The sequence below is a fragment of the Blastomonas sp. CCH9-A1 genome (assembly GCF_001557175.1).
Taxonomy (GTDB): domain Bacteria; phylum Pseudomonadota; class Alphaproteobacteria; order Sphingomonadales; family Sphingomonadaceae; genus Blastomonas; species Blastomonas delafieldii_A.
Genome location: NZ_LSHM01000005.1, coordinates 98,194 through 117,637, shown reverse-complemented (window position 1 = coordinate 117,637; position 19,444 = coordinate 98,194). Strand labels below are relative to the sequence as shown.

At 64.5% G+C, this 19,444-nt stretch carries 14 protein-coding genes and 1 pseudogene; 9 read left to right on the top strand and 6 right to left on the bottom strand.

What is annotated here, in order from left to right:
- Positions 1 to 295: 295 nt before the first annotated feature.
- A complete protein-coding gene (locus tag AX725_RS02360; protein WP_353611517.1) occupies positions 296 to 943 on the bottom strand; it encodes an NYN domain-containing protein in 648 nt (215 codons plus the stop codon).
- Between the two features lie 843 nt (positions 944 to 1,786).
- On the opposite strand from AX725_RS02360, the gene AX725_RS02355 reads away from it, so the two are divergent.
- The gene (locus AX725_RS02355; RefSeq protein WP_066115065.1) at positions 1,787 to 2,932 is read left to right on the top strand and encodes a hypothetical protein; all 1,146 of its coding nucleotides are present in this window, start codon (positions 1,787 to 1,789) and stop codon (positions 2,930 to 2,932) included.
- A 505-nt stretch (positions 2,933 to 3,437) separates the two neighbouring features.
- Entirely contained in the window at positions 3,438 to 4,250 is an 813-nt protein-coding gene (locus AX725_RS02350; RefSeq protein ID WP_196490696.1) for a hypothetical protein, read from the top strand.
- Here the strand turns inward: AX725_RS02350 and AX725_RS02345 are convergent.
- Together AX725_RS02345 and AX725_RS02340 are read right to left on the bottom strand one after the other, a co-directional pair.
- The gene (locus tag AX725_RS02345; protein ID WP_156439050.1) at positions 4,144 to 5,490 is read right to left on the bottom strand and encodes a tetratricopeptide repeat protein; all 1,347 of its coding nucleotides are present in this window, start codon (positions 5,488 to 5,490) and stop codon (positions 4,144 to 4,146) included. The genes AX725_RS02350 and AX725_RS02345 overlap by 107 nt on opposite strands.
- Positions 5,491 to 5,509: 19 nt before the next feature.
- A complete protein-coding gene (locus AX725_RS02340) occupies positions 5,510 to 6,868 on the bottom strand; it encodes a hypothetical protein (protein WP_156440702.1) in 1,359 nt (452 codons plus the stop codon).
- Between the two features lie 156 nt (positions 6,869 to 7,024).
- Here AX725_RS02340 and AX725_RS02335 point away from each other — a divergent pair, with 156 nt between their 5' ends.
- The 4 genes and pseudogenes from AX725_RS02335 (at position 7,025) to AX725_RS02320 (ending at position 12,717) form a co-directional block, all read left to right on the top strand.
- On the top strand, positions 7,025 to 7,882 hold the full coding sequence (locus AX725_RS02335; RefSeq protein ID WP_156439049.1) for a hypothetical protein: 858 nt from the start codon (positions 7,025 to 7,027) through the stop codon (positions 7,880 to 7,882).
- 162 nt (positions 7,883 to 8,044) lie between these two features.
- Positions 8,045 to 8,946 (top strand): annotated as a pseudogene (ku, locus tag AX725_RS02330) (non-homologous end joining protein Ku).
- Positions 8,947 to 8,948: 2 nt separating this feature from the next.
- Positions 8,949 to 11,411, top strand: coding sequence for a DNA ligase D (gene ligD / locus AX725_RS02325; protein WP_060979300.1), 2,463 nt, complete (start codon positions 8,949 to 8,951; stop codon positions 11,409 to 11,411).
- A gap of 160 nt (positions 11,412 to 11,571) precedes the next feature.
- Positions 11,572 to 12,717, top strand: a complete 1,146-nt coding sequence (locus tag AX725_RS02320) for a sensor histidine kinase (protein ID WP_060979299.1) — start codon at positions 11,572 to 11,574, stop codon at positions 12,715 to 12,717.
- A 20-nt stretch (positions 12,718 to 12,737) separates the two neighbouring features.
- Here the strand turns inward: AX725_RS02320 and AX725_RS02315 are convergent, their stop codons facing one another.
- From AX725_RS02315 to AX725_RS02305, 3 genes are read right to left on the bottom strand one after another with little or no spacing between them, the layout of a single operon-like run.
- Positions 12,738 to 14,246, bottom strand: coding sequence for an indolepyruvate oxidoreductase subunit beta family protein (locus AX725_RS02315; RefSeq protein WP_060979307.1), 1,509 nt, complete (start codon positions 14,244 to 14,246; stop codon positions 12,738 to 12,740).
- Positions 14,246 to 16,378 (bottom strand): ferredoxin family protein, encoded by a 2,133-nt coding sequence (locus AX725_RS02310; protein ID WP_060979298.1) that lies wholly within the window; start codon positions 16,376 to 16,378, stop codon positions 14,246 to 14,248. Before AX725_RS02310 ends, AX725_RS02315 begins: the two co-directional genes overlap by 1 nt.
- Positions 16,379 to 16,381: 3 nt before the next feature.
- Positions 16,382 to 17,161 (bottom strand): cyclase family protein, encoded by a 780-nt coding sequence (locus AX725_RS02305; protein WP_060979297.1) that lies wholly within the window; start codon positions 17,159 to 17,161, stop codon positions 16,382 to 16,384.
- Between the two features lie 134 nt (positions 17,162 to 17,295).
- On the opposite strand from AX725_RS02305, the gene AX725_RS02300 reads away from it, so the two are divergent.
- The 3 genes from AX725_RS02300 to AX725_RS02290 all read left to right on the top strand — a co-directional run bounded on the left by AX725_RS02300 (position 17,296) and on the right by AX725_RS02290 (position 19,444).
- The gene (locus AX725_RS02300) at positions 17,296 to 17,760 is read left to right on the top strand and encodes a MarR family winged helix-turn-helix transcriptional regulator (RefSeq protein WP_208598008.1); all 465 of its coding nucleotides are present in this window, start codon (positions 17,296 to 17,298) and stop codon (positions 17,758 to 17,760) included.
- 161 nt (positions 17,761 to 17,921) lie between these two features.
- A complete protein-coding gene (locus AX725_RS02295) occupies positions 17,922 to 19,052 on the top strand; it encodes a cobalamin-independent methionine synthase II family protein (RefSeq protein ID WP_060979295.1) in 1,131 nt (376 codons plus the stop codon).
- Complete coding sequence (locus AX725_RS02290) at positions 19,049 to 19,444, top strand: nuclear transport factor 2 family protein (RefSeq protein ID WP_060979294.1); 396 nt, start codon at positions 19,049 to 19,051, stop codon at positions 19,442 to 19,444. The genes AX725_RS02295 and AX725_RS02290 overlap by 4 nt, the downstream gene beginning before the upstream one ends.

Genomic DNA, 19,444 nt, shown 5'->3' with positions numbered 1-19,444 from the left:
CGCGATCGCGCAGGCAAGACGCGACTGTCGGCTTTTGGCATAAGAAGACAATGATGCCAGATCATGGCAATGACCGAATCTGGTCGGGAGCCGACCCTGGCGAACTTCGGTCGCAAAAGAGGGCTTGGCGCGGTTCGTCTCGCGGCAGCTGACCCCATGATACAATCGCAGACTCTGCTGCTCAGCAGCCCATCGTCCGATCGCGCAGAGCTGTGCAGAGAAGTCTGCCATAACAATCTGGAAAACGACGAGGAACTCGTTGAGTACGTCTATTGCAGTGTTCCCATGCGGAATGTCAGCCAGACTGTTTTGGCCTCGGCGAAGGCGCCGGCTTCGGCCGGATGTAAACCTTCAAATTTTCGCGCCTGATCTCGAAAGCGTCCGACTTCTCAATAAGCGTCAGCAGCTTGGGGCATCCATAGGTGCGAGGATCGAAGTCAGGCATCAGGGCGGCAAGCCGCGTGCCGACCGCCCCAAGAAAGTACCAGCCGTCAACATCATCAAGTTGGCTAAGGGCGGTCCGAATGTGCGGTATCGCCGCGGTAGGAAGCCTTTTGGATGATCCGCCCGGAGCCCCGTTTACTCCGGTGTCTATTCCGGAAATCACCATCCCGTCGCTTGGGGGCAGCAGATTCTCGGTGTAGATGAACCGCTTGCATGCCCGGCGGAAGCTTTCAGGGGTCTTCTGTTCACCGAAGCCGTAGACGTCGAGGCCCTGCTCCCGGATGCGAGCGGCAAGCCGCGTGAAGTCGCTGTCGGACGAGACCAGGCAGAACCCGTCAAATCTGCCGCTGTGGAGCAGGTCCATCGCATCAATGACCAGCGCGATATCCGAAGCGTTCTTCCCGCCCGTGTTGGCGAAATTCTGGTGGGGGATGATCGCGTAGGTGGCCAGCACCTCAGACCATCCCTTTAGCCGCGTGCCCGAGAAATCGCCATAAATGCGCCGGGCGCTTGCCTCGCCGATCGCGGCGATGCATTGTCCGCATCAATCAGGATTGCAAGGCGTTGGGAGCGCTCGAGTTCGTTGGCCATTTCACTTCTTAGCCTATTTTTCCTAACGCCTTGTTTCGAACAAAACCGAAACGCTCAGCGCCTCGCAGTAAGGGCGAATGTTGGGTCGCATGATGGCATGGCCGACGGCACATTGGATGGCCGCAATTCACTACCCGCACCCGGTACCCAACATCAAGCAACCGCAGATTGCCCATAGCCCGATGTGTCGATCAGGAATGATCTGACCCCGCGAAAACGGCTGTTATCATTCATGGTATGACGTGGATAATATTCTATGCGCCTTCCGAAGCTATCGGCTTAACCGTCACGATGAGAAAATCTCCGAGCAATCAATAAGCCCGTTATTCACATCACGCGGCTGACCATGAAGCCTTCGTCGTAAAATAGCTATTTACCCTCCTCTAGCGTCTCGATTTGGGACGCAACGCGCTTTTATTATAAAATCACCTTTTTGAATTCGATAACCAATCCTAAAATCCTTTCATTAACCTGAAAGGAGTTTCGAATGCCAATATCTTCGTTAACAATTAACCTTTTAATCCGCTTATGGCGATTATTAAAATCAATGACATCGCGCCATTGCGATCTTACCCCTCGCCTCCACCTTGCGCGCGTCACTGCACACCATAAATCAGATCAACGGAATTTATATGCCTACAAGCTCCGACGGAAGCCTATTTCGGAGTTCGTATCAAAAATTCGCACATTTGGTTACTCATTATCCCTAAGATTGCTGAACGTAGTTAGCAATTGCATTCGTCAAGCGTGGATGCACAGCCGCCCACCTGTCGTCACCATTGTGATGAATCTCCCCGGGGCACTGAATAGACAGCAGAGCAAGTGGCTAGCCGACGCAAGGTCGGCACCGGATGTGATCTCTGTGCATGCAGTTGTCACCGAAACTCGCAGCACGGCTGTATTCGTCACGATGCTGGCTGGAGCAGGCATCCGCCCGTTTCCCGCCCAGACCGCCGCGGCAACACCTCAGCAAAACTTGTGCCAATATTATACGCGGCCAGAAATCGCTGAGACGCTGTTTCGGCTCCTCAAAAACCAGGTCGACCTGAGCAACCATCTGATTGTCGAACCGACGGCTGGTGCCGCTGCCTTCCTGCGGTTGTTCCCGGCCGGCAGCATTGGCTTTGACATCGACCCACGCGACAAGCGCATTTGGTGGGCCGATTTCTTTGGTCTCGAAATTTACAGCGACCGGCCTTTAGCATTCGTGGGAAATCCACCTTTTTCGGGAAGCGGGAAGCATTCATGCGTGGAATTTTTCAACCATGCAGCGGAAATGGCCGACATCGTTGCTATGATTTTGCCGCGGTCGGCGCGTAAGGCGTCCGTGCAGAACCGGTTTAACCGCCACTTCCACCTGCTTCATGAGGCAGATGTACCGAAGGATGCGTACATATACGGATCGGTTTCGTTTGATGCACCAACGGTCTTCCAAATCTGGCGCCGCTGCGACCAGCTTCGGCCACTTCGCCCTACGGCGACGACGCATCGCGACTTTGACTTCACGACAAAAGATCAGGCAGACTTTGCTGTCCAGCGGGTCGGCTCAAAGGCAGGGGAGGTCCACACGGATTTTCAGCAAAAGCGCTCAACCCATTATTTCATTCGGGCGCATGTACCAGGCGTTGAAGAGCACATGCGCTCGATCAATTTCGCGGAAGCAGCCCGCGATACGGCCGCTATCAAAAGCCTCGCGAAGTCTGAGATAGTTGCGCTCTACGATCTGTCGAAAGCGGAAGATCGAATTCCGCAGGCGACTTCGAGTGCGCTCGGACATCGCTTGATGAGGTTATGCCGGCCCCTGAAACGTCGTGGCGGCGCGACCGGGCAAGAAGGTTTTTTGTGGCGCGGTACACGCCTCTTTAGGCCTAGCAAATCACCACCCTGCCTCCGCTGACCGAGCCGCCCAGCGCATTTCTGGCGCACCTAACCATGGGTGTGACATATGTGACTTGCCTTGTGACGCATAGCGTGTCAGTACAGCGTCGGGCGAGGTGATGTGGCCTTTATATTTCAATTACTTACAGGCATAATTGGCTATTTCGGCAGAGGTTCGAATCCTGCCACCCCAGCCAGCTTCTCGAAGACGTATGAGATTGCCATTGGCAAGGCACCCGATGTTGCGACCCCGGACGGGTCGATGCTGTCCCCGCCCCCGTCTCGCTGCGCAGGACATCGCTTTCGCCGCCAAGAGCATGCTCGCCCTCGCCTTTGGTCCGGCGCTTGATATGCCGCCCCCTATCGGCATGGGCCAAAGGCTCGAGGTCTGGCGGTGCTCGGCCTGATCGGCATCATACCGTATCGCGCGGCCGCCTGCGCATGCCTCGACATTCCGACCCGGTTGGATCAGTGTCGACCGCATGACCCCCATGGCGCACGCCCCAAGACCGTCCATCTCCTTCATGCCCTGGCTGGTCGCGGCGCTCGCTTCGCTTGTGGCTCCGCTGCTGGCGATGCAGGCGCTGCTAGAATCGCCATCGCCGACGCCATGGGTGCTGGTGGCAGGACCGATGCTCGCGCTGGGGCTGATGGGGGCGGGGATGATCACCTCCGCCGCAGCCGCGCGTTTCCGGATCGGCGTGCTGATGGCCTTGCTCGCGGCAATCGGCCTTGTCCTTGCAGCGCGCATGATGGGCATGCCATCGCTGGCCCATCCGGCTGCCACGGGCCTTGCCTTTATCGCCGCGAGCGTCAGTTTTGCGGCGCGGGGCAAGCTGTTCGCCCGCAGCGCAGCCGACAAGGGCTGGTGGATCGCGATGTTCGTGGTTGCCGGCGAGGCTGCGATGCTCGGCACAGCGGCGGCCATGCCGGGGGCTCTGCCGGACTGGCTACTGGTGTTGCTGCCGGCGCAATGGGCCAGCATGGCGATCCAGACTGCGCTGACAGGTGCCGGAACGATCGCAGCCGGCTCCGCGCTGATCGCGCTGGTGGGCACCGCAGCAGTGACGTTGCTGGTCGCGCGGCTGCTGCCCCGGCGCTGGCCCTATGCGCTGATGTTCTCGGCCTGGCTGGGCCTGTCCGCGCTGGTGTGGCATTACCCGCCGCCGCCGTCGCGCGCAGCCTTGAGCGACGGCGGTACTAGGCCTGCAGAGACGGGAATGCGAAAGGCTAGCGGGTTTTCCGCACCGGGCGCGGACAGGCCGCATGCAGCTGTCGCAGCGCCGACCAGACCGGCAGCGAAAGCTGCGCCGCATCGTCCACGGTCAGCGCTGTGATCTGCCACCCGTCATTTGTGGGGCCGAGCTCCAGCGCACTGCTGTTGCGGACGGCCAGCGCGGTCGGCGGGCGGAGATCGACGATGCGGCTGGCGGGCATATAGCCATAGGCATCGTCGCTGGCGCCGAGCTGGTCCGACAGCGACACCACCAGCTCGCAGCCGGATGCCGCATATTGCACGGCCGATACCTTGCGCCGCGACCAGAAGCGATAGTTGCTGGTCCCCTTGACCTGCCTGGCGCCCATGAAGAAACCAAGCTTACCCTCGCGCGCCAGCCGCGAGAGATAGGCGACCCTGCCGACCGGCGATGCCGCGGTCTTGAGCATGTCGGCCTGGTTCGCACCGATGATGTCGGACAGACGCAGCAGGAATTGCGGGTCCTCCAGCAACGCGGCCATGCCCGACAGCGCGGCGAGGAAATCGAGATCGACGAGATTGCGGCGCGCAAGCTCCTTGAGCGAGGCTTCCAGTTCCTCTGCCGATCCCGAGGCCGCCGCTAGCTGCGCCTGCGTCCTGTAGATTTCGGGATAGGCCGGATCGGCAGCGGCGGCGGCGCTCAGCGCCGGGCGCGCTTCCGCCAGGGGCAGGCCGGCCGCTTCCTTCACCCTGGCTGTCGCGATCTGTCGGAGCACAGGCTGCAGCTTGGCGAGCTCTGCTTCCGCGCTGTCGGCTGCGGGACTGCCGGGCAGAGATTCGCGCACCTGCCGCAGCACGCGCGCTGCATCGACCGGCTGGTTGAGGCGCCCGGCATAAAGCTCGGCAGCCTTGAGCGCATAATCTGGCGCGTTGCGCCCGGCCGCCCAGCCCTCCTCGTACAGCCTCGCAGCCTTGCCGATCAGCCCTTCGGCCAATGCCGCATCGGCTGCGCCGACATTCTGGTTGCCCGTTTTCAGCGAGCGGATGGTGAAGACCAGCTTCTCGACCGCCGCACGCGCGCTGGCGGGCGCCTGCGCCAATGCCTGATTGGCCTGCGTCTCCGCCGCGTCATATTGCTGCAGCCCCATATAGGCCATGGCGACATAATAGCTGGCGCGATAATCGGCCGGGTCGACACGCAGCGCGTCCTTGGCGACCGCGAGCGCCTCGATATAGCGGTCCTCGGAAAGAAGCTGTTTCGATGCCTCAATCTGGACGTCGTTCGCCCCCTGCAGCGCCAGCGCAGGCGCAGGCAAGCCGAACGCGGCAATGGCGAGAAGCACCACCGGAGCCGCGCCGGCGGCAAGTCGCTTGCGCGTCATGCTGGGTCCCTTCATCCGATCAGCTTCCCGATCCGGGCGTGTTGGCCAGTTCGCGCTCGCGCGCCTCAGCCTCGGCCTGGCGGCGTGCCTCTTCCTGCTGGCGCTCGAGCGCCGCCGCCGCCTCCTGCTGGCGCTTCAGCTCCAGCGCGGCAGCCAGTCGGGGTTCGATCTGTGCCAGGGCACGGTCGAGCTTCGCCAGTTCCTGGCTGGCCGACGTGTTGTAGCCGGGAGCAGCGCCGATGAAGAGACTGCTGGCGCGCGCGATGAACTCCGCGACGCGCGGCAGGATCTCACCGAACCCGGCGGCGTCATATTTGCCCATGCGGAAGGTATAGCCTGCACCGGCAATAGTCGGGCCGTCGCTGCCGCGTCCCATCAGGGTGGTCAGGATATTGAGATAGCCTGCAAGGCCGAATGCGGTGATCCTCGATGCGACCTCGTTGGCGGTGGACTGCACGCTCGCGGTCTGTCGCTGCGCGGTATTGTCGTTGTTGGTCAGGCCCGTCGCCATGCGCGCGCGATCGTCGGCATGGCGGTCCTCGCATTTGGCCAGCGCATCGCTCCAGGTGCGGGCATCGGCGATACAGGCCTGCAGCGCGGGAATGGTCTGGGCGGTACCGGCATCCTTGATGACCGCATCGATCTGGCGGCTGATCACGGTGCGCTGCTGGACGTAATCCTGCGCATCGAAGGCGAATTCCTGGCGGATGATGCCGCGCTCCATGCTGGTGGCCGTGCGCCACAGCCCCATGCCCTCGAACAGCTGGCTGCGGATCGCATCGATATCGGGCGACAGCTTGGCGAGCTTCGCCTTCGCATCGCGCAGCTGCTGCGCCAGCCGGTCGATGCCCTGTTGCAGTTCGCGCTCCTTCGCGGCGATCTGCTCGGGCGTAGGCTTGATGATCGACTGGCCCGAATGCGGGAACTGCTCGCCCTTCGAGATGATGTCGGACTTGGTGCGCCCGCAGCCCGAGCAGAACAGGCCCTGGCGATATTCGTCGAGGATCGCCTCCTTGTTGCGGATGGCTTCGTTGAGCTTGTCGGTCAGCTGCTTCTCTTCGGTCTGCAGCTTGCCGATCTGATCGGCCGTCGCTCCATAGGCTCGCACCAGCGACAGGATGGCGCTGGTGACGCTGTTCGCCATGTCGCGGGCATATTCGGGACCCTTCCAGTCGGGCGGTCGGTTCGAGCGGGTGGCCAGCGCTTCGGTGCCGACACGGCTGCTGCGCAGGCGGGTCGGGTCGAGCAGATCCTGCGCTGAGGCCAGGTTCGCCCCCATGGCCGGGAGCGCAACCAAGCCGACCACGACGGCACGACGATCAACGGAACTCCGGTCTTCATGGCAGCACGGGCACCGCGTGCCGTGTCGATCGTCCATCGCACACCCCTTTGCGATCTTGCGGTTATGTTGACGACCCTTTTGGCCATGGATAATGAAATCGCACCGCCATGGCAACGGGTGCACCGGGCCAAGCGATTGAATTATCTTGCCTCAGCCCCCTGGCGCTTGAGGCCATCGGTCGGAGCCTGGACGTTGAAAATAGCCCCTATCCTGTCCGCCGCCGCTTTGGCCTTCGCATCGGCTGCCTTGTCGTCGGCTCAGGCCCAATCGGGATATTATCCGGTCTTTTGCCAGGGCATCGCCGTGGGATCGGGGGGCAACAGCATGTTCCTGTCGTCCGGCTTCTACCAGGCGCTCAGCACCCCGCCAGAAGGCTATCTGATCACCGATGCGACGCTGACGGCCGACTTTGCCAAGGCGGTCAAGGCGCAGACCGGCGAGACGGTGCTGGGGCAGACCTGCTATACCCGCGCCGATCGCCAGGAGCTGGAGGCCTTCATCGCCACCACCCGCGCTTCGAACGGCGGCAACTGGAAGCTGGTCGACGTGACCTGGCTGCCGACGGGCGCCTATCCGCTGACGACAAACCTGGCCGATCTTCAACCGGGTGGCGGCCCATCGTCTCGCGCCACCCCTGCTCCTGCCGCGCCTCCGGCATCGAGCGCCGCCGCTACGGCGCGATCGGCAGAGGCGGACCGGGTGGCGATCGAACTGCGCCAGCGCGAGCAGGCCGAGCGGGCTGCGGCAGCCGCACAGGCCGAAGCCGAGCGGCGGCTGGCCATCGCCAAAGCCGATGAGGAGCTGCGCGCCGTCAACGCCCAGCAGGCGCAGATGGCCGAAGCCCAGCTGCGCAAGAATGCCGAGGAGCAGCGGATCTTCGAGGAAAAGCAGCGCGTCTACGAGGAGCGCCAGCGCGCCTTTGCCGCTGCCGAGGCGAAATACCAGGCCGAGGTCAAGGCCGCCGCCGAAGCGCGCAGGAAATGGGAGGCCGATGTCGCTGCCTGCCAGGCTGGCGACACGACACGCTGCGCCCCTGCTCCCCAGCCATGACGGCAAGCGGCTGACGCCCTTCGGAGCTGAGGCCGCATAAGCATACCGGGTGGAGATGGCAGCCAGGGGGAACCATGGCGCGCGGCAAACCGTTGCGGCCATGTAGATACAGCCCATCGGACCCCGCCATTGCCGCGTCGTGTCCCTGCAAGGAGGACCGCCATGCCTGCCCGCCCATCGTGGAAGGGCCAGATTCGTCTGGCGCTGGTTTCGATACCGGTGGAAATCTACCCCGCGACGAAAAGCGGCGCTGGCATCCGTTTCCGCCAGATCCACGAACCGAGCGGCCAGACGATCAAGTACGAAAAGACCGTGCCCGGCATCGGCCCAGTCAAACCGGCGGATATCCTCAAGGGCTTCGAATACGAGAAGGGCAGCTATGTGCTGCTCGACGAGAAGGAGATCGAGGCCGTCCGGCTCGAAAGCCGCAAGACGCTCGAGCTGACGCAGTTCGTGTCGCTGCACGACATCCCCGTGCTCTATTACGAAAAGCCCTATTTCGTGGTCCCCGCCGACGATCTCGCCGAGTCCCCGCCGACGATCTCGCCGAAGAAGCGTTCATCGTGCTGCGCGAGGCGCTCGACCAGGCCAAGAAGGTCGGTCTGGGTCAGCTGGCGATGCGCGGCCGCGAATATATCGTCGCGCTTCGCCCCTGCGGCCGCGGCATCATCATGGAAACGCTGCGCTATGCCGACGAGGTCAACAAGGCCGCGTCCTATTTCCGCGAGATCGGCGACGAGAAGCCCGATGACGAGCTGCTCGAACTGGCCACCACTCTGATCGACAAGAAGACCGCGCCGTTCGATGCAGGCGAGTTTCACGACCGCTATGTCGATGCCCTGCGTGACCTGATCGACACGAAGATGAAGAACAAGGGCAAGCGCGTTACGCCCGATGACGAACCGGCAGCGCCTGCGGGCGGCAATGTCATCGACTTGATGGCCGCGCTCAAGAAATCGGTCAACGCCAAGGCAGCGAGCGCGGGAGGCGCTAAGCCCGCCGCGAAGCGCGCTTCCGCGAAAAAGGCGCCTGCCAAATCGTCGCCCAGGCGCAAGGCAGGCTGATCATGGCGGATCGCACGCCCGATCCGCTCGTCGAATATGCCGCGAAGCGGGACTTTGCCCGCACACCCGAGCCCGACACCGCGCCGGTCCGCCGCAAGGGCAAGCAGCCGCCGATGCTGGTGGTGCAGAAGCACGATGCGACGCGGCTGCACTGGGACCTGAGGCTCGAGGCGGACGGCGTGCTCAAGAGCTGGGCGGTGACGCGCGGTCCGAGCATCGACCCCAGGGACAAGCGGCTCGCGGTCCGGACCGAGGACCATCCCTTATCCTATGCCGATTTCGAAGGCGTCATCCCGGCGCGCGCCTATGGCGGCGGCACGGTCATGCTGTGGGATACCGGGCATTGGGAACCCGTGCCCGGCAAGAGCGCGAGCGATATCGACAAGGGCCATCTGCATTTCATCGCGCACGGCCAGCGAATGCGTGGGCAGTGGATCCTCGTCCGGATGAAGCCGCGCGCCGGTGAAAAGCGCGAGAACTGGCTGCTGCGCAAGGTCGAGGATGCGGAGGCGGGCCAGGGCGACGGGCTGGTCGAACGTGCGCTGACCAGCGTCAAGACCGGGCGGACGATGGATCAGATCGCCTCTGGCGCTGAGCCGGTCTCGCCCCGGCGCAAGCGCGCGAGTGCGGCAGGTTTGCGCGCCAAAAACCCCATGCCGGCCTTTCATCCCCCGATGCTGGCGACGCTGGTGCACCAGCTGCCCGGCGGCGAGGACTGGCTGTTCGAGGTGAAATATGACGGCTATCGCTGCCTGGTCGGCTTGGGCAAGGATGGCGCAGTCGGCTGGACGCGCACCGGGCTTGACTGGAGCGACAGGTTTCGGTCGGTGCTCGATGCGATGCAGGCCGTGCCAGCCGCCTCGGCGCTGTTCGACGGCGAGATCGTGGCGCTCGACGAAGACGGCCGCCCCAGCTTCTCGGCCTTGCAGCGCGCGCTGAAATCGGGCGGGCCGCTTAGCTATTTCGCGTTCGACCTGCTCGCGCTCGATGGCGAGGACCTGACGCAGCGGCCGCTGGCCGAGCGCAAGCAGCGGCTTGCAGCGCTGCTCGAGCGCGTAGACCCGCCGATCTTCTATTCCGACTATATCGAGCGCGACGGGCGCGCCCTGTTCCAGGCGATGGTCGACAAGGGCTATGAGGGCGTGATCGCCAAGCGCGCTTCCAGTCGCTATGTCGGTGAGCGGAGCGATGCATGGCTGAAGATCAAGGTCGAGCGCCGCGAAGAGTTCGTGATCATCGGCTGGATCGCCAGCACCAAGCGCGGACGGCCCTTTGCCTCGCTGCTGCTGGGCCAGCATGAAGGCGGCCAGCTGGTCTACAAGGGTCGCGTCGGCACCGGCTTCGATACCGACACGGCAGCAGAGCTGCAGGCGCGGCTGGCCGACCTCGCGCGGACCGAGCCCGCCATCGCCGATGCCAAGGCTGTGGCCGGCAAGGCGCACTGGGTCGAACCCGTGCTGGTCGCGGAGGTGCGCTATGCCGAATATACGCATGACGGTGTGCTGCGCCATGCAAGCTTCATCGGCCTGCGCGGCGACAAGCCGGCAGCCGAGGTGACCGGGGAGATCGAGATGAACCAACCTGCAGGCTGGATCGCGCCCCAGCCGTCGATCCGCATCACCCATGCCGACCGGCCGCTGTTCGGGGCTGACGGCCCGACCAAGGGCGATCTCGCGAGATGGTACGAGGCGGCCGCCCCGCTGATGCTGCCCTTCATCGCCAATCGCCCGGTGGCGTTGCTCCGCTGCCCGCAAGGGATCAGCGAACAATGTTTCTTTCAGAAGCATGTCCAGAAAGGCTGGGGCAAGGAAATCGGCTCGCTGATGATCGAGGAGGCCGATGGCTCGACCGATCCCGTCTTTGTGCTGGGGGACAAGGCTGCGATCCTGCGCTGCGTGCAGATGGGCGCGATCGAGTTTCACGGCTGGGGATCGCGCGCGGACGATATCGAGCATCCCGACCGGCTGGTGTTCGATCTCGATCCCGATGAAGGCATGGACTTTCCAGATATCGTCATGGCGGCCCGGCAGATGCGCGATCATCTCGCCGATATGGGGCTCGTCACCTTTCCCATGGTGACCGGCGGCAAGGGCATTCACGTGATCGCCCCGCTCGACCCGGGCGCGGACTGGGCGATGATCGAGGGGTTCGCCAAGAGCTTTGCTCAGGCGCTCGAACAGGCCGAACCCCGGCGCTACACCGCGTCCATGTCCAAGGCGCGCCGCAAGGGCCGCATCTTCATCGACTGGATGCGCAACCGGCGCGGATCGACCGCGGTCCTGCCCTATAGCGTGCGTGCGCGCGACGGTGCCCCGGTCGCAGTGCCGGTCGCGTGGGACGATCTCCCGTCGCTCGCTGGGGCCAACCGCTTCACGCTGCTCGATCCCGGAGCGATCCTGGAACATGCCAGCAGCGTTGGTGACGATTGGGGCAAGGCCAGTCAGAGGCTGACGATCGGCGATTAGTCAGGTCGCTCCGGCATCTGGGTCTCGGGGCCATCGAACTGGCTGGATCGATCGCCGGAATTGCTGTCACCTCGCAAAATGTTCTCCTATGCATCACAGGATGGTGCGGGCAGTGAGCGGCTGCCTATCGCCTGGATGGACCTACCGAGGAGCGGGCCGAATGGATCACACCATGGATTATGGTGGTTATATGCCGCACGGCATGTGCCTGTTGTGGGAGCCGTGGCTGGTGCTGCTCTGGGCGGGATCGGACCTGCTCATCTTCCTGTCCTATACCGCCATCCCCATCGCGCTGCTCCGCGTGCTGCGCCAGCGCACCGAGGTGCCGCATGGCGGGTTGGTGGCGCTGTTCGCGTCTTTCATCCTGCTGTGCGGCCTCACCCATGCGCTCGGCATCGTCACGCTGTGGATTCCGATCTATCCCTGGACCGGCTGGGTGAAGCTCGCCACCGGCATCGTCTCGATGACCACGGCGGTGGTGCTGTTCCGGCTGATCCCGGACATCATCCGCCTGCCCTCGCCCGCATCGCTGGCTGCGGTCAACCAGACGCTGAGCGACGAGATCGCGGCGCACAAGGCGACGCTCGCCTCGCTCGACCGGCAGGTGCAGGAGCGGACCCGCGAACTCGAAAAGGCGACCGCCGCGCTGGCGGTGCAGGCGCGCGAGGCGGTGCATCGCAGCGGCAACCTGCTCGCGGTGGTGCATTCGCTGGCGACGCAATCGGCGCGCGGCACCGAGCGGACCAGCGACTTTCTCGACGCGTTTCTGGGCCGGGTCCGTGCGCTTGCCGATACCACCCGCGCGATCGCGCGCAGCGACAAGTCATCGGCCGAGCTCGAGCAGCTGGTCGAGACCGGGCTGGAGGTTCTGAGGAGCACTTATGGCCCGCGCATCGCGATATCGGGTCCGGCACTGTCGATCGATCCGGTGGCGGCGCAGCAGCTGAGCCTCGCGCTCTACGAGCTGGCGACGAACACGCAGAAATATGGCCTGGGTGCCTCGGATCAGGCCGAGGTCGCGGTGCGCTGGAGCGTGGATGGGGGTCGCTTCACCTTTGTCTGGCACGAACGCGGCTTGCCTGCGGCGGTCAGCGACGCGCCGCCCAATCCCGATGGCTTCGGCACCAAGCTGCTGCTGCAGATCGTACCGCGCATGATCGGCGGCGCGGCGGAACGCAAGCTCGCGGGAAGCGAGATGGTCTATTGCCTGTCCGCGCCGGTCGAAGCGGTGGTCGCCGAAGAAACCGATGGCAGCGGCGACCCGCTTGCGGCGCGGATCATCGACACCAGTTTCGGCATTGAATAGCCGGGAACACGCCGCACGCCTCAGGATGCGCGGCGCGCGGGCGCGACCTCTGCAATCGCGCAGCCCAGCGCCTTGCCCTCTTCATCCTTGAGCGCCGCCTCGCGCAGCGCGGCGATCTGCACTGCAGCGTCGGGCCGCCCGAGCAGATGGCGCTCCGCGGTCTCGAGCACCGCCTCGAGATTGGCGATGCCGCGCTCGAACGTATCCGAATAGCCCTTGACCAGCGCCTGACAGGCCAGGATTTCGGCGGCGGCGGCAACATTGCTCGCGGCGGCACGTTCGGCCAGCGCAAGCCAGCGTTCGATCCGCGCCTGCTCCACCGCATAGCGCAAGCTCTTGCGGCGCATCGGACGCATCGCGGCCAGCCCGCGCAGCATCAGGAACCATTTGAGACCGGTCGTCTCGACATGGCGTCCGCGTGCGAAGAACGGCTCCAGCCGGCGACGCAGGCCGGGGCTGTTCAGGATGCGCTCGCCCAGACCGCGCGGCAGCGTTTCGCACACCTCCTGCAAGCGCGGATGCATGTATTCGGTGACGCGCAGCACCTGCCCTTCGCTCACGCGCACCTCCTGTGCGATGCGGCTGCTGCGCGTGGCGCGGATCTTGAGATCGGCGACGCGGATCGGGTCCTCGAAGGCCATCCACAGCGCGAGGTGGCGTGCCACCGGTGCTGCGAGCGCCGGGTCGAGCGCAGCAAAGCGCTCCACCCGGTCGAGATAGAGTTCGGCATAGGCCGCGTCCTGATAGTCCATCAGCCGCGCGGCACCCTCGGTAGCGAGCGCATGCGCATTTTCAGGCAGCGTGCGGCACAGACGTGCGTGCAGCGCGCGGCCCGCCGCAGTGGTGGGCTTGCGGTCCTGCTGGGCCTCGGACACGGCGGCGACACCCTTTTCCGCCGCCTCGAAGCCCAAGGCAAAGCCCTTGAGATTGGCGGCAACCGCCTTGCCGCCGTGGCGCACCGCCTCTTCGAATGCCTCGCGCGAGAAAGGCAGCGCGCCGCTCCCCGCGAGCGCGCCGAACATGACCGAGCTTATGACGCTGCCCGCGCCTTGCGCCGCCGCCGCCATGTCGAAGCCGATGAACCGCGCCGCGCGCCGCTCTGCCGCATCGAGAATGCGGGCATTGGCGCCGGTGCCGTCGCCAAGCGCTGACTTTTCCGAAATCGCATAGACGCGGTGGGTCGATCCGATCAGCGTCGTGCGATCCTGGCTCACGAAGCCGCGCAGGATCGCGCGCCCCGCCTCCATAAGTTCGGACGCGATGACGATGTCCACATCGCCTGGCACCGGCATCATCGCCAGCACCGGATCGGGGCGGTTGTCGCCCTGCGATCCGACGCGGACCAGCTCGATATAATAGACGGTGGAGCCGGTGCGCTGCGCCACGCCAGGGACCGAGGTGCCCTGCGCGACATAGCCGTTCGCGCGCGCGACCACCTGCACCCATTCGGCGAGCACGCCGCCGCCCTCGCCGCCGAGCGCGAGAATGGCGATGGTGATCCGGTCGCGCCCCTGGTTGAAGATATCCATCAGAACGCCCTTGCTGCCAGCGCCCGCTCGTGACGGCGCTGCATCTTCGCGATGATCCAGCCGCGCAGCTTCGCCGCCGTCCGCTCCCACCAGCCCGGATTGGTCACCACCGTCGCCTTCCAGAACGAGGGGCAGAGCACGGCCGCATGCGCCACCTCGCCGCAATTGCCGCAGCCGACACAGCTGTTGTCGATATGCGTGACCGGGTGCTGGCGCAGCGGATCAGGATTGGGACGGATGCTGAGCGAAGGACAGCCCGACAGCCGGATACAGGCATGATCGCCGGTACAGGTATCGGCATCGACTCCGAAGCGTTCGCGCACGACGCGCTTGCCCTCGCTCGCCGCCTTGGCGAGCTGCGGCTTGATGCGGCGCTGCTTGTTGAGCATGCACTCGGACTGGGCGACGATGACCTTGGGCCCCTTTTCCGGTGTTGTCAGCGCCTCGCGCAGCGCGTCGCGCATCCGGGCGACGTCATAGGTGCGGGTCAGCGTCCGCGCCCAGCGGACCCCCATGCCGCGCACCGCCTTCTCGATCGGATGCTTGGTCGTGCGGATATCGTTGTCGGCGCGCGAGGAGAGGATGTCCTGCCCGCCGGTCGCCGCCGAATATCCGTTGTCGACGACGATGGTGACGGTGTCGTCCTGGTTGAACACCGCATTGCCGATGCCCGAGGTCAGGCCATTGTGCCAGAAACCGCCATCGCCCATCATGGCGACGGCGCGCTTGCCGCTGCCATTGGGCTTGAACGCGGAAGCCCCTGCAGTGCCCAGGCCATAGCCCATGGTGGTGTTGCCGATATGGAAGGGCGGCAGGATCGAGAACAAGTGACAGCCGATATCAGCCGAGACATGCAGCTGGCCGAGCTCGCGCTGCACCAGCTTCATTGCCGAGAAGATCGGGCGTTCGGGGCAACCGGTGCAGAAGCCGGCGGGCCGCGCCGGAACATTGGCGGCAAGCTCAGGCTCGGCGGGCATGGACTGGGCACGCGTCGGCGCGCGATCGGGCGCCCATGTCTCCAGAAAGCGCGCCAGCCCCTCGCCGATGACCTGGCCCGAATATTCGCCCGCACGCGGCATCACGTCCTTGCCGACGACCCGGGTCTGGATGTCGGCGCGGCGCAGGATGGTGTTGAGTTCGTGCTCGATGAATTCGGGCTGGCCTTCCTCGAGAACGAGCACCGCCTTTTTCCCGGCGCAGAATTGCGTGACCTCATCGGCAATCAGCGGATAGACGGCGTTGAGGCAATAGACCGGCAGCTTCGTGCCGCCCCAGGTATCGGACAGGCCGGCCAGTTCGAGCGCGCGATTGAGCGTGTTGAACAAACCGCCCTGCACGATGATGCCGATCTCGTCGCGCTCGGGGCCGAACCACTCGTTCAGACGGTTATCGCGGATGAAGGCCTGCGCGGCGGGCCAGCGCCTTTCCACCTTCTCGATCTCGTGCAGGAAGATCGCGGGGGGCAGCACGATCCGGTCGAGATCGCGCGTCGGGCTCTCGGCCGCATCGCCCACGGTCATCGCCGGGCGCCGGTTGTCCTTGGCAACGAAGCTGCCCGTCATATGGCAGCTGCGCACGCGCATCTCCAGCATTACCGGGGTGTTGGACGCTTCGGAGAGCTCGAACCCCTTTTCCACCATATCGACGATGGTCGAAAGATTGGGCCGCGGATCGAGCAGCCACATCTGCGATTTCATCGCGAAGGCATGGGTGCGCTCCTGCATGATCGAGGAACCCTCGCCATAATCCTCGCCGATGATGATCAGCGCGCCGCCGGTGACCCCGCCCGAGGCAAGGTTGGACAGCGCATCCGAAGCGACATTGGTGCCGACCACCGACTTCCACGCGACCGCACCGCGCAGCGGATAGTTGACAGAGGCAGCCAGCATCGCACCCGCCGCCGCCTCGTTGGCGCTCGATTCGAAATGGACGCCCAGCTCCTTGAGCAGCGGATCGGCATCAGCGAACACGTCCATCAGATGGCTGATCGGCGATCCCTGATAGCCGCCGACATAGGCGACTCCGGCCTGGAGCAGCGCCTTGGTGACGGCGAGTATCCCCTCGCCTTCGAAATTCTCGCCCGCGCCCAGGCGAAGCTTCTCGACCTCCTTCTTGAACGACCGCTCCGCCATGGCTCAGCGCTCGACAAAGGCCAGCACGCGCAACGGGCTGCCCGATCCTCGCGCGATCTTGAGCGGGGCGGCGACGATAAAGGCTCCGGTCGGCGGCAGCTTGTCGAGATTTTCGAGGCATTGCAGCCCATAGAGCCCCGCACCGTGCAGCAGCGTGTGCGCGGGATAGGCCGGATCCATCAGATGCGCCTGCCCGGCATCGGTGCCGATGGTCTCGACACCAAAGCCCAGGATGCGGCGCTCTTCGATCAGATAGCGCATCGCATCGGGATCGGGACCGGGCGTGTGCGCGCCATCCTCGCCCCGGTTGGTATAGGCATCGCCGGTGCGCTTCGACCAGTCGGTGCGGAACAGCACCCAGCTCCCGGCGGGGATCTCGCCATGCACCGCCTCCCAGGCGCGGATGAAATCGGCGGTGAGCACGAAATCGCTGTCGGCGGCGGCCTGGGCCGAGGCATCGATCACCACCGCCGGGCCGACAAAGCGCTGGGGCGGGATGGTGTCGACGGTGTTGTCGGCCAGGTCCTTGCCGGTCACCCAATGCACCGGCGCGTCGAAATGCGTGCCGGTATGCTCGCCGGTGGTAAAGTTGTTCCAGTGCCAGGCGACGCCACGCTCGTCATAGCAGGAAATCTCCTCACGGCTGAATGCGGCGGTCTGGCCGAAGGGCGGCGGCAGCACCAGCACCGGGGTTTCCTCCGACAGTGGCTGCGTCAGATCGATCGTCTCGATCGCCCCGCTGGCAATGGCGGCGGCAAATTGAGCAAGCGTGGTTCCCGGCATGATTCTCTCCCCGAACAGGCAATGGCCGAAAGAATGTGCCAGACTTGCGTGCACATGCAACTAAAATGTTGCAAATGCACGTTGTGCCCATTCTGCCGCAGCGTTAAGGCAGGCCAAAACAGAGGAATGGACTGGTGGACAAACGACTCTTGGGCGATCCGGGGACCCCGGCCTTTCAGGTGACGTCCTACCCCTTCTACCTGATCAACCGCCTGGCCAGCCGCTACAATGCCGCCATCGAGGCTATCCTGCGCGACATCGATCTCGACATCCCGAGCTGGCGGGTGTTGATGATCCTGGGCGAGGAAACGCCGCGCGGCGTGCGCAGCATCGCCGAGGCGGCGGTCATTCCGCTTTCCACCATGACCCGGATCGTCCAGCGCATGGCGGCTGCGGGGCTTGTCCATTCCGCACCCAGCGCGCGCGATGCGCGGGTGACCGAAGTGTCGCTGACAGCCGAGGGCGAGGAAAAGCTGGCGCTCGCCCGCAAGGCGACCTCGCCGATCTATCACAAGGTGATCCGCGATCTTTCCGCCGAAGATTTCGGCCAGCTGATCGGGCTGCTGAACCGGCTCTACGACAATCTCGGCGACGGCTGACGGCTCAGGTCGGCTTCGCCCTGCGGTCGAAAGGCGGCACCCCCATACGCATGCACACCGATTATTGGATCCATTAATGCTTGGAAGCCTCTCGAAGCTGTGCCAAGCATCGCTCCGCACTGGCTCCCGATGCGGGGCTCGAATGATCAGGGGAGGACATCATGGCCTTTATCGCGACAACGCATGTGGGGTCGATGCCGCGCGGGCCGGAGCTGACCGAGCTGCTGCTCGCACGCGATGCGGGAAGGCCCTATAATGCGGCGGAATTCGACCGTGCCGTGTCCGATGCGGTGAACCGCTCGGTCGCCTTCCAGCGCGATTGCGGCGTCGACATCGTCAGCGACGGCGAGATGGGCAAGGTCGGCTATTCGACCTATATGATCGAGCGGCTGTCGGGCTTTGGCGGGCATATCGACCGCAAGCCCGCCGCCGATCTCGCCGAAGTGCCCGATCTGGCGAAAAAGCTGTCGGCGATCATGGGCAGCCAGGAATTCGTCCGCGCCTCGTGCATCGGCCCGGTCAAGCTGGTGACGCTCGAGCCCCTGCACGATGACATCCGCCGCTTCCGCGCCGCAATGGACGCCTATGGGCAAGGCGCACGCGGCTTCATGAATGCCGCCTCGCCCGGCCTGATCACCGCGTTCCAGGTCAACCGCCATTATCCCAGCCACGAGGCCTATCTTGCCGATCTCGCCGATGCGATGCGCGAGGAGTACGAGACCATCGTCGCCGCCGGGTTCGACCTGCAGCTCGACTGCCCCGATCTCGCGATGTCGCGTCATACTGGCTATCAGGACCTGAGCGAGGCGGAATTCCTCAAGGTCGCCGCTGCCAATGTCGAGGCGCTCAACGCCGCGACGGCCAACATCCCGCCCGAGCGGATGCGGATGCACATCTGCTGGGGCAATTACGAAGGCCCGCACGACCACGACATTCCGCTCGAGCGGGTGATCGATATCGTGCTCTCGGCCAGGCCCGCCACGGTGCTGTTCGAAGGCGCCAACCCCCGGCACGAGCATGAATGGACGGTGTGGCGCGATGCCGCGATTGCCGATGACAAGCTGCTCGCCCCCGGCGTCATCGACACCTGCTCCAACTATGTCGAGCATCCCGAGCTGATCGCGCAACGGATCGAGCGCTTTGCCGGTATCGTCGGCGCAGACCGGGTGATTGCCAGCACCGATTGCGGGTTCGGCACGTTCGCGGGCTATGGCAAGATCGACCCGCTGGTAACGGCGAAGAAGCTCAAGGCACTGCGCGAGGGTGCGGATATCGCGGCGGCGCGGCTATGAGCCCTGCGGAACGCCAGGCCATCGAATGGGAATGCGCGCGGTTGATCGCGCTCTATGCCAACCTCAATGACGCGCATCGCTGGGAGGACGTAGTCGCGCTCTACCATCCCGACGGGCTAATGACGCGCCCCACTGCGCCCGATATCGAAATCCGCGGACACGAGGCCATTCTCGCCGCGTTCAAGGCGCGCTCGCCGCGGACCACGCGGCATTTCTGCAGCAATGTGGTGATCGACGTCGAGGACGCGCAATATGCGCGCGGCGAGAGCGCGATCCTGCTGTTCACCGGCAGCAGCGCGCCGCTGGTCGGGTCGTTCCACGACCGTTTTATCGCCACCGAACAAGGCTGGCGCTTCCTCGAACGGCGCGGGTCGCTGACCTTCCAGCCCTGA